Consider the following 276-nt stretch of genomic DNA (forward strand, 5'->3'; position numbering starts at 1 on the left):
AGTTATACGAGAAAATCTAAAGATGGCTTCTCTAATAACGGGGCTCTTAATTATCAATCTAATAAAATTAATACATCATTAAGGGTTTCTCAATTTGATGCTGAAAAAATAGCGACTGAAAACCTTACAATTTTTGATGCTTCACAGGTAGAAAATAATGTAAGAAGATTAGATAAAAATAGAGGGTATAACATTAATTATAACATTGATTATTCTATTAATAGTAAAACTTCTGTTGGGGCTATTTATAATTATTCGAATACAAAAATTAATAGT

The 276-nt window shown here is 26.1% G+C and carries 1 protein-coding gene; it reads left to right on the forward strand.

Annotated features, from left to right (window positions below; translation table 11 throughout):
* On the forward strand, positions 1–276 hold a 276-nt coding region (locus R2R70_RS20015), incomplete at both ends, for a hypothetical protein (RefSeq protein WP_410978902.1).

The organism is Cobetia sp. SIMBA_158 (genome assembly GCF_046566945.1).
GTDB classification, from domain to species: Bacteria; Pseudomonadota; Gammaproteobacteria; order Pseudomonadales; family Halomonadaceae; genus Cobetia; species Cobetia amphilecti.